Source organism: Synechococcus sp. R6-10 (assembly GCF_047461815.1).
GTDB lineage: Bacteria > Cyanobacteriota > Cyanobacteriia > Thermostichales > Thermostichaceae > Thermostichus.
On record NZ_JANSHW010000275.1, the window covers coordinates 1 to 10,205 of the forward strand.

The 10,205-nt window shown below is 57.8% G+C and carries 10 protein-coding genes; 8 read left to right on the forward strand and 2 right to left on the reverse strand.

From position 1 onward, the window contains the following. A partial coding sequence (gene prfC, locus NW837_RS08465) for a peptide chain release factor 3 (RefSeq protein ID WP_414330647.1) occupies nucleotides 1-1,412 on the forward strand: 1,412 nt, incomplete at its 5' end. Nucleotides 1,413-1,589: 177 nt separating this feature from the next. Next, nucleotides 1,590-2,810, forward strand: a complete 1,221-nt coding sequence (locus NW837_RS08470; protein ID WP_414330649.1) for an aminotransferase class V-fold PLP-dependent enzyme — start codon at nucleotides 1,590-1,592, stop codon at nucleotides 2,808-2,810. A gap of 435 nt (nucleotides 2,811-3,245) precedes the next feature. On the opposite strand, the gene NW837_RS08475 is transcribed toward NW837_RS08470, so the two are convergent. Continuing rightward, entirely contained in the window at nucleotides 3,246-4,241 is a 996-nt protein-coding gene (locus NW837_RS08475) for a hypothetical protein (protein ID WP_414330652.1), read from the reverse strand. A gap of 336 nt (nucleotides 4,242-4,577) precedes the next feature. Between NW837_RS08475 and NW837_RS08480 the strand changes: the two genes are divergently transcribed. Then, the gene (locus tag NW837_RS08480) at nucleotides 4,578-5,591 is read left to right on the forward strand and encodes an ATP-binding cassette domain-containing protein (protein ID WP_414330655.1); all 1,014 of its coding nucleotides are present in this window, start codon (nucleotides 4,578-4,580) and stop codon (nucleotides 5,589-5,591) included. Between the two features lie 112 nt (nucleotides 5,592-5,703). After that, entirely contained in the window at nucleotides 5,704-6,558 is an 855-nt protein-coding gene (locus NW837_RS08485; RefSeq protein ID WP_414330658.1) for an ABC transporter permease, read from the forward strand. A 24-nt stretch (nucleotides 6,559-6,582) separates the two neighbouring features. Here the strand turns inward: NW837_RS08485 and NW837_RS08490 are convergent, their stop codons facing one another. Then, on the reverse strand, nucleotides 6,583-6,798 hold the full coding sequence (locus tag NW837_RS08490; RefSeq protein WP_011433464.1) for a hypothetical protein: 216 nt from the start codon (nucleotides 6,796-6,798) through the stop codon (nucleotides 6,583-6,585). 116 nt (nucleotides 6,799-6,914) lie between these two features. Between NW837_RS08490 and NW837_RS08495 the strand changes: the two genes are divergently transcribed. The 4 genes from NW837_RS08495 to NW837_RS08510 form a co-directional block, all read left to right on the forward strand. Continuing rightward, nucleotides 6,915-7,565 (forward strand): class I SAM-dependent methyltransferase, encoded by a 651-nt coding sequence (locus NW837_RS08495; RefSeq protein WP_011433463.1) that lies wholly within the window; start codon nucleotides 6,915-6,917, stop codon nucleotides 7,563-7,565. A 114-nt stretch (nucleotides 7,566-7,679) separates the two neighbouring features. Further along, nucleotides 7,680-8,702 carry a thiamine-phosphate kinase gene (gene thiL / locus NW837_RS08500; RefSeq protein WP_414330661.1) on the forward strand — a complete coding sequence of 341 codons (1,023 nt, stop codon included), beginning with the start codon at nucleotides 7,680-7,682 and terminating at the stop codon, nucleotides 8,700-8,702. Between the two features lie 201 nt (nucleotides 8,703-8,903). Then, nucleotides 8,904-9,497 (forward strand): hypothetical protein, encoded by a 594-nt coding sequence (locus NW837_RS08505; RefSeq protein WP_414330664.1) that lies wholly within the window; start codon nucleotides 8,904-8,906, stop codon nucleotides 9,495-9,497. A gap of 84 nt (nucleotides 9,498-9,581) precedes the next feature. Further along, nucleotides 9,582-10,205, forward strand: a 624-nt coding sequence (locus NW837_RS08510) for a S10 family serine carboxypeptidase-like protein (RefSeq protein WP_414330667.1), incomplete at its 3' end; no start/stop codon positions are given.

Sequence of the window (10,205 nt, forward strand, 5' to 3'; positions counted from 1 at the left end):
CTACCGTCCTGCAATTTGATTACCGCAACATTCGTCTCAATCTGCTGGATACTCCCGGCCACCAGGACTTCAGCGAAGACACCTATCGCACCCTGGCAGCGGCTGACAATGCCGTGATGCTGGAAGATGCCGGCAAAGGGTTGGAAACCCAGACCCGCAAGCTGTTTGAAGTGTGTCAGATGCGGGGGCTGCCGATTTTTACCTTTATCAACAAGATGGATCGCCCAAGTCGGGATCCCTTGGAGCTGATGGATGAAATTGAGACGGAACTGGGCCTCAAGCCCTATCCTGTCAACTGGCCAATTGGCTCAGGCGAGCGGTTTACTGCCCTATTTGACCGTCGGACTCAGGAGTTTCATTTCTTTGAGCGGGTATCTGGGGGGCGGCTAAAAGTTCAAGATACCGTCATTAAACTTGGGGATCCGCAAATTGAGGAGTTGATCGACAAGGACTTGTATTACCAATTCAAGGAAGAGCTGGAACTGCTGGATGGTCTCATGCCCACCTTGGATCTAAAACAGGTGCATTCTGGCAAACAAACCCCGGTCTTTTTCGGCAGTGCCATGACCAATTTTGGGGTGGAGCTTTTCCTCAATGCATTTTTGGAGTATTCCTTACCGCCAATGCCTCACGAGAGCACTGCTGGGCTAATCCCGCCCGAACATCCTGAGTTTACGGGCTTCGTCTTTAAACTGCAGGCCAACATGGATCCCCGCCATCGGGATCGCGTTGCTTTTGTGCGCATCTGTTCCGGCAAGTTTGAGAAGGATATGGTGGTCAACCATGCCCGCCTCAATCGTCCCATTCGCCTATCTTATCCCCAGAAGTTGTTTGCTCAAGAGCGCATCTCCATCGATGAAGCTTACCCTGGGGATGTGATCGGCCTGAATAATCCCGGCATCTTCACCATTGGGGATACCATCTACACCGGCCCGAAGCTGCGCTACGCCGGGATCCCTAGCTTTTCTCCTGAGCTGTTTGCCTACTTGAAAAATCCCAATCCTTCCAAGTTTAAGCAGTTCCAGAAAGGGGTAGCGGAACTGCGGGAAGAAGGGGCTGTACAAATCATGTACTCTATCGACGATTCCAAACGGGATCCGATTGTGGCAGCGGTGGGCCAGTTGCAGTTTGAGGTTTTGCAGTATCGCCTTGAAAGTGAATACAACGTCGAAACCCGACTGGAGATGTTGCCCTACACACTGGCTCGCTGGGTCGAGAATGGCTGGAAGGCGCTGGAGAATATTCCCAGCTTGTTTAACACCCTAGTTGTTAAAGACATTCAAGACAGGCCCGTTCTTCTGTTTAAGAACGAGTGGACTTTACAGCAGTTTGTTGCCAGCAACCCTAAAATCAAGCTCAGCAAAATTGCCCCTCTCTCGGATCTCAGCCCGGAATCCGGTAACGGCCAATAGATCAACCCAAGAGAATCTTTCTCCGGGGGGCCTCAGGTTTCGATATTCAACTGAGATGCCATCGGTCTCCACAGTAGCTGTGTTGACATTCTTGGATTTCTGAGCAAACCCTTCATGCAGATCGCAGGAATTCTCACATCTTTTTCGTGTATCTTCTAGGGCTTGAGTGAGTGAACCATGCCTTCTTTCCCCAATATGGGATCCACTTCTCCTCGCTTTAGCTCTGCCCTCAGCGCCGATGCACCGCTTTGCGAACGCTCGTTGTGGGAACTGGATCCGCAGGTCGTTTTTTTGAATCACGGCTCCTATGGCGCGACCCCGAAAAAGGTGTTGCAGGCCCAGAGTGTATGGCGGGAACGCCTTGAGGCTCAGCCGGTGCAGTTTATGGGAGAGGAACTTCCTCGAGCCTTGCGGGCGGCGGCAGCAGAACTGGCCCATTTCGTCGGGGCCGAACCCGAAAATTTGGTGTTTGTGGAAAATGCCACCAGCGGGGTCAATGCCGTTTTGCGCTCGCTGCGGTTCCGGCCAGAGGATCAGATCGCCTGCACCAATCACGGTTACGGGGCCGTTCGTCAGGCATTGCAGTACATCTGTGCCCAGTGGGGAGCCATCCCAGTTGAGGCGCAGATCCCTTTCCCCATTGCGGGGCCAGAGCAGGTTATCGCGGCCTTCGAGGCCATCCTCACTCCCCAAACTCGCCTGGCGGTGTTGGATCACCTCACCTCGCCTACGGCTCTGATCTACCCCCTGCCTGAGCTGATCGGCCTCTGTCGGGAGCGCGGGATCCCGGTTTTGGTGGATGGCGCCCATGCCCCTGGGGTTCTCCCCTTGGAGTTGGAAAGGCTGGGGGCCGATTGGTACACCGGCAATGCCCACAAGTGGCTGTTTGCCCCGAAAGGCTGTGCCTTTTTGTGGGTGGCCCCCCACCGACAGGCCCAAACCCATCCTACGGTGATCTCCCACGGCTTTGGGCAAGGGTTCACAGCCGAGTTCGACTGGGTGGGCACACGGGATCCCAGCGCTTGGTTGGCCATTTCAGCAGCCCTGGCGTTTATCCAAGGGGTGGGACTGGACAACATCCGTCAGCACAACCACACTCTGCTGCTGCAGGCGCGGCAGTTGCTCTTGGAGGCTCTTGAGGGGATCCCGCCCGCCCCCGAAAAGATGTTGGGCTTTATGGCCACCCTACCCTTGCCGCCATTTTGGCAGCAGTGGATCCCTGAGCTTCCTCTTGAGGAGCGCGCCCGTCGGCTTCACGATTACCTCTGGTACAAGTACCGCATTGAGGTTCCGATCATCCCCTTCGCCGGGCAGCTTTGGGTACGCATCTCGGCCCAGGTCTACAACCGTTTGGCAGAGTACGAACAGTTGGCGCTGGCCTTGCAGCATCTGCCCTGAGGTTTTGTCGGTTGAGCCGCTTTCACGACATTGCAAGTATAGTTGCTTCGCACACCAGTAAAACGATTCCAGATCTATGGTCAATTCAGTTGAGGATGAGATGACGTTACAGGTAGGATGGCATGCCAGTAGACCTCAGAAAGAAGCCTTGACCTGAGAGAGAGTCGTAGGGCATGTCCAGGAAGGGAGCAGACCCACAGACGTACAAAGCCGGTCATACAGCGGAAGGGAAGGGTATGGGAGTCGGTAAAAGCAGCGCGGAACGCTTGGGGAGCGTCTCAATCTAGTTTGAAGCGACCGCAGTGCTTTCAAGAGGGCAAGGATGCATGCAGATGGAGGAACTTCTGTTGATGAAGTGACAAGGCCTGCTTTTGCGAGTCGGACTATTCTACTGGCCAGTGTCTCATTGCTATTTGAATTGACTATCTGAATTGACTATCTGAAAAAGTCAGAAAACGTATCCCGCAGATCCGAAAGCCGATCGTTGAAGCAGGTAAGCCGATCCCCTACAGAGTTCACCAGCGTCAGATCTGCCCGACCGGTTGTCCCTTCAAATCCCAGTAGAGGAACGCTCATGCGGCTGGGATCCGTGGGATTCTGGGAAACGCGGATGACGGCTCGATCGCGGTTCAATTGATAAGCCTCGGCCACATAGCGGATGGGCTCGCTCAAGATGGGATCCACCGGCAGCTCTGGGGCCGGCAGGAGATCCACCAGCTCGGTGAACGTGCCACTCCGCAGGCCCACCACGGCAGCAGCTCCCAACTGGTTACAAATGGCAATGAGAACCGGCTCTTGGGCAGTGGCGGTGAGGTTGGCCAAGGTAACCGTGACCGTGGCGCGGCTGGCTGCCGGCGGGTAGGTGACCTCAAAGGTGCGGGCAAAGGCATTGCCCAGCTCGTCGCGGGCGCGAAAGCGAAGCTGCCCGGTGTAGGGCAGGATGGAAGAAAAGTAGATGCCAAAGCGGTCGCTGGGGCCCCGTCCGGGGATATTGGCCTGTCCGGGGACATAGGCAAGGGCAGCCCGGCTTTGCCACTGATTGGGCGGGGTGTAGGGCAGCAGCGGGCCACTGGTGAAGTTGGGGGGTTCTTTGGGGGGCAGATCCGGCTGGCCATCTCTGTTCAGATCCAGCCCATTGCCCAAGAAGGCCACCGAGCGCTGTAAGAGAATAGGACGGTTTTGGTTATCCAAAAGGGGATTCCGCCTTTCTGCCAGCCCGGCATTGTCCACATAGACATTGAGGGGGCGATTTAGGATTTGGTTATCCCGCTGCCGCCGCATGTTGAACTGTAGGTAGGGCCCCACTGCGCCCGCTGCCGGGGATCCTCCTGTGATTTCAAAATCATCCGCCCGCAGGAAGACATTTTCCAGGGGGCCCAGAGGAGTTGTTCCCTCGCCGCAACCGACCAAGCCAAGCGCTAAAATGGCCAAGGCTGTATAAGCTACAACAGAGCATCCTTTTTCGATAGGGGAATCCGAGCTCCCACAAGTCGGCAGCAGGGGCCGGCAGGCATGCCTTGGCTTCAGCATTCATCTCCTCTCCACAACAGACACCTTGGCGAGGGTTAAACCCAACCGGACTGAGTTGAGGATGGGCGGGGATCCCTCTGCACTCATCGGATTCGCCTGAACCACTATACCGTGAGCCTCGGTTCAGCTCCCACCATCCCTAGGGGGCTGGCGGCAACGAGCAAGAAATGGTGGCGATCCCTGGCCTCATCTCCCGAACAGGCTTGATAGCCTAGAGAAAGCGAGATGTGGATACCCATGTCAGATACTCCTGCGGTCTTGGTAGAGCAACTTCAAAAGCGCTACGGATCCACAGTGGCCGTGGCGGACGTCTCGTTTCAGGTGGAACCCGGCCAGATCTACGGCATTCTCGGCCCCAATGGGGCCGGCAAGACCACCACTTTGCATTGCCTTTGCACCTTGCTTCGTCCCGATGCGGGCCGGATAGAGGTGTACGGGATCCCAGCCAGCGAAAACCCCAAAGCGGTACGAGAAAAACTGGGGTTTGTTGCCCAAGAGGTGGCCTTGGATAAGGTGCTGACCGGGCGAGAATTGTTGCAGTTGCAGGCCGACCTCTACCACCTGCCGCGCCCCCTGGCCCAAGAGCGAATCGCTGCCGTCCTGGAGCTGCTGGGGCTGACCGACCGCGCCGACCAACTCATCGGTACCTACTCCGGCGGGCTGCGCAAACGCTTGGATCTGGCGGCAGGACTGCTCCATCAACCCCAGGTGCTGGTCTTGGACGAGCCCACGGTGGGCCTGGACATTCCCAGTCGGCTGGCCATCTGGGATTTTTTGCGCCAACTCAAGAACACAGGGATCACAGTGGTGCTCAGCAGCCACTACCTGGAGGAGATCGACCTGCTGGCGGATCGGGTGGCCATCATCGACCGGGGCAAGGTGATTGCCGAGGGAACCCCCGAGGAGCTGAAAACCCGCGTCGGCGGCGAGCGCATCACCGTCAAGCTGCAGGAATTTGCCCCGGCGGAACTGGCCCAACGGGGTGCCCAACTGCTGGGATCCCTGCCCTTTGTCCAGAAGGTGGTGATCAACAGCGCCCAGGGCAACGCCCTGAACCTGGTGGTGCAGCGGAATGGAGAGGATCCCCTCAGCCAGATTCGCGCCCACTTGCAGGCTCATGGGCTAGAGGTGTTCAGCAGCACCCAGTCTCGTCCCAGCTTGGATGATGTGTATTTGGCGGCAACCGGGCAAACCCTCATGGATGCGGAGCTGGCCGCTGCCGAGGCCAATCTGGGCAAAAAGAAAAAGTAACTTCATCCCCTCATGATCGAGCCCTATTGATCCCTATACAAAGGCACATCGAGGTATTTGGTAGATGGATTTGGAATGGATTGATTGATCGCAACCCTACAGGAGCTTTGGTATGAACTCTGCCTCTTCCTCGGTTCAACCCAACCCGATCCCCCTTCTGACGGCTGATTTTTGGCAGGAGACCTTTGCCCTCACCCGCCGCTTGTTTATCCAACTGAAGCGTCGCCCCACAACCTTGCTGGTTGGCATTATCCAGCCGTTGCTCTGGCTGATTCTATTTGGAGCCTTGTTTCAGAATGCTCCTGCCGGCATTTTCGGGGCCGGACAAAACTACACCCAGTTTTTGGGGGCGGGAGTCATCGTGTTTACGGCTTTTGGTGGAGCCTTGAATGCCGGAGTGCCGGTGATTTTCGACCGAGAATTTGGCTTTTTGAACCGGTTGTTGGTGGCTCCCCTCACCTCTCGTTTTTCCATTGTTCTTGCTTCTAGCCTGTTTATCGTCAGCTTGGCGTTGCTGCAGACGGCAGTCATTGTGGGGGCAGACTACGCCCTTGGGGCCGGGATCCCCGACGGGCCAGGCTTGGCGGTGGTGGCCTTGATCGTGGGCCTGTTGGTCTTGGGCTTCACGGCCCTGAGCTTGGGCTTGGCCTTTGCCATGCCGGGGCACCAGCAATTGCTGGCTTTCATCTTTTTGGTCAACTTGCCCCTGATCTTTTCCAGCACGGCCTTGGCTCCCCTGAGCTTTATGCCCACCTGGCTGCGTTGGGTGGCCAGCCTCAACCCCCTCACTTTTGCCATCGAGCCCATCCGCCATGTTTACCGCAGCAGCCATTGGAGCTGGGCCGATGTGGTGCTGCAGGCTCCCTGGGGCGATCTCACCCTGGCGGGATCCCTGGGCCTCTTGACGGGGTTTGTCGTAGTGTCGGTTCTGCTGGTGCAGGGGGTGTTGCGCAAAAGCTTGGCCTGAGCATCTCTGCCCAGGCTGTGCCGCTCAAAGCCACTGGCGGGAAACGGACTTCTCCATAGCTGCCTGTGCCCGCTGCACCAGAGCCAGGGGGCTGTCCTGGGCTGGGGAAACGCTGAGAGAAGGAGTAAGGCTGCGAGCCTGCAGAGCCATGTGGAGCTGCAGTTCGGTTACGTACTCCCGCAGGCCAAAGTTAGACCCAGAAGAAGAAGGAGCCGCTGAAGAGGGGTGAGACACAGACATCACGGCAAAGAGTCCTTCGCGAAATGGCCACTGTTGCTCTGCTAAGGTATCACGCCCACCCCTTTTCCGAAGCTTCCAAAATGTTAGCTTTGATTAAGATTTGCAACCGTTTGGCCATGGTGGTGCTCAAGGATTGGCAGCGCTCCAAGTTGGATCCCAGCGACGATGCCCTCTTTTACAGCTATCCTCGCTTCGTGACTCATGTGGATTCTGGCTTCATCGGCCAGCTCACCGATCTGTACCGCGAGCATTTGCGGCCCCAGACCCGCATTCTCGATCTGATGAGCAGTTGGGTCTCCCATTTGCCACCTGAGATGGAGTTTGCCCATGTGGAGGGGCATGGGATGAACCCGGAGGAACTGGCGGCCAACCCCCGGCTGGATCACTTCTTCATCCAAAACTTGAACCAAAACCCAAGTCTGCCCTTCCCTGATCAATCCTTCGACGCGGTGCTAAACACGGTCTCGGTGCAATATCTGCAGCAGCCGGAGCAGGTGTTTGCCGAGGTGTATCGCATCCTAAAGCCCCAGGGCCTGTTCATCGTCAGCTTCTCCAATCGCATGTTTTTCCAGAAGGCGATCCAGGCTTGGCGGGACAACTCTGAGGCGGGGCGAGTGGAGTTGGTCAGGCGCTATTTTGAGTCGGTGCCGGGGTTTGCGGTGGTGAAGGTGATCCAGCGGCCTGCCCCTATGGGTTGGCTGGGCTTTTGGGCAGGCGGAGGCGGGGATCCCTTCTATGCCCTAATTGGACAGCGGACGGCGGGGTAGAATTCTCCAGCTTGCCTGTGGCGTGCAGGCGGGATCCTTGGAAATATCCAACAAGACTCCAGCATCCACCAGATCTTGCAGCTGTGTTATCCTCGCTACCCTCAGAGGGCTGTTTTGTTCTCCGGTCTTCCTGACAGTGCTTCTCCACAAAACGGCGATCCTTCCCCCCTACCCATCTCAGCAATTGGGGAGGCGGGGCTGCTGCAGATCGTGCAGCGCTACTGTCCGGCCCAGGTGGTGGGAGACGATGCGGCGGTGTTAGCTGCTCCGGAGGGGCAGTTGGTGGTGACAACCGATGTGTTGGTGGAGGGAGTTCACTTCAGCGATCTGACGACCCCGGCCCATGCGGTGGGCTGGCGCGCGGTGGCCGCCAATCTGTCGGATCTGGCCGGGATGGGATCCCGTCCGCAGGCGTTGGTGGTGGGTTTGGGCTTGCCGGGCTCCACACCGGTTGCTTGGGTGGAGGAGCTTTATCAAGGGATGCGGGACTGTTGCGCCCGCTGGGAATGCCAACTGGTGGGAGGGGATCTGTGTCGGTCGCCGCATCGATTTGTGGCAATCACGGCCCTGGGATCGGTGCAGCCGGGGCGGGCTATTCAGCGCAGACGGGCTCAACCCGGCGATTGGCTGGTGGTAACAGGGCCCCACGGAGATGCGCGGGCAGGCTTGGAGCTGCTTCTCCATCCTGAACAGGGATCCTCAGCTACGGCGGCCGAGCGCGAGCAGTTGATCAGGGCTCACCAATACCCACGCCCGCGCCTGGATCTGGTGCCCCTCTTGGAAGGGATCCCGGATCCCTTGCGCATTGCCGGTATGGATACCAGCGACGGTTTGGCAGATGCCCTGGTGCAGGTGTGTCAGGCCAGCGGGGTGGCGGCGAGGATCGAGGTGGAGCGGATCCCGATTTCAGAAGCTTTGCGGCAGGCTTTTCCGGCCCAAGCCTGGGAGTGGGCGCTCTATGGAGGCGAAGATTTTGAGCTGCTCCTCAGTGCCGAGGTGTCGGTGGCCAAGCATCTGTTGGAAAGATTGCCGGGGGCCGTTTGGATTGGAGAAGTGACAGGCTGGGATCCGCAGGGAACCGTCTGGCTGAAGGACGGGCAAGCCCTCAGTCGTCAGCAAGCCTTCCAGCATTTCTGAGAGAAGTTGTGCTGCAGGATGGCCACCCAAACTGCCAACAGATGAAAACAAATCGACTTGTGGGAGAAAACAAGCCCTAGGAAGGATTCGATAACCTAGAAGTGGAGAGAAGCTGAGACAAGGAAGCAAATTGACTTGGAATAGCTTCAGGCAACTGCTCAGAACTCGGCAGAACTTGGAGAAGCATTGGAGACTCTACTCATGAAAGCTATCTTAACAGCAGCCATTCTTGGCCTGGCCGGGATCCCTGCGTTGGCCCCCTTGCCCAGTTCGGCTCAGCCGCTTTTTGAATTGGGTGCCTACCGCCTTGAGCAGGGGACGATTATCCCGGTCGGCAGCCTGAGTAGCGAAGGGCCGCAATACTTTTATCCCGACACCGTCTATCCCCTGGAAGTGGCCGTTACTCAGAACATTTTTGACAGCCAGGGGCGCTTGGTGATCCCGGCGGGTAGCCGCATTTTTGGACAGATGGAACCTGCACCGGGCGGATCCCGCTTTGTCGGCACTTCCATTGTTCTCGGCGGTCGTACCTACAGCCTGCGGGCTTCCTCCAACATCCTCCACGACGAAAAGGATCCCCGTCAGTATTCGGCTGAGGCCATCGCTCAGGATGCAGCCATTGGGGCAGCCGCGGGAGCCATTTTGGGGGCCATCACGGGCAGAGTCTCGGTGGGCAATGTCTTAGGAGGCGCCGTGACCGGAGTGGTGGTGGGCAATGTTACCGCTCCCCAGGTGGTGGTGCTGCGCCCCGGCCAATCTTTCAATCTAACTTTGGAAGCTCCGCTGACTTTGTGAGGTGCCGTTTGGAGATTCCTCTGGGAGTGTTGAGGGTCGGCAACTTGTGATTCACTGGGGATCAGACTGCGGATCCCTGTTTTCATGGCTACTGAATCTAAGCCCACTTCCCCCCTCTTCTCCACCGAGCACAGGTTTACGGCTGGAGAGGAGAGCTTTACCTACAGAGCGCTGGCCGGTTGGCAGACCCTTTTCCAGCGGGAAAAGCCGGTGGCCGAGATCTTTCACGTCGCCTATCTAAAGCAAGACTCCGCCTCTCAGCACCGCCCTCTCACTTTTGTGTTCAACGGTGGGCCTGGGGCAGCTTCTGCCTACCTGCACATGGGAGCGCTGGGGCCCAAACGGATTTGCTTCGGGCCCAACGGCAGTTTGCCCCCCTCCCCGGTGCGGCTGGTGGACAATGCCGAAAGTTGGTTGCCCTTTTCCGACCTGGTCTTTGTCGATCCGGTGGGGACGGGGTTCAGCCGCGCCCTGCCCAAGGATTCTCAAGACCCCAAAGATTCCCGGGAGAAATCCGATCCGGCATCCAAGCCCCCTCAGCCGGATGCTAAGGCGGAGGAGCCTCCTAAGGAATCGCCCTTCTGGGATGTGGAGCGGGATTTGCAATCCTTGGGAGAATTCATTCAGGGCTTTCTTTCCCGATACAAACGCTGGCTCTCCCCCATTTTCATTGCCGGCGAGAGTTACGGTGGGTTTCGGGTGGCGCGG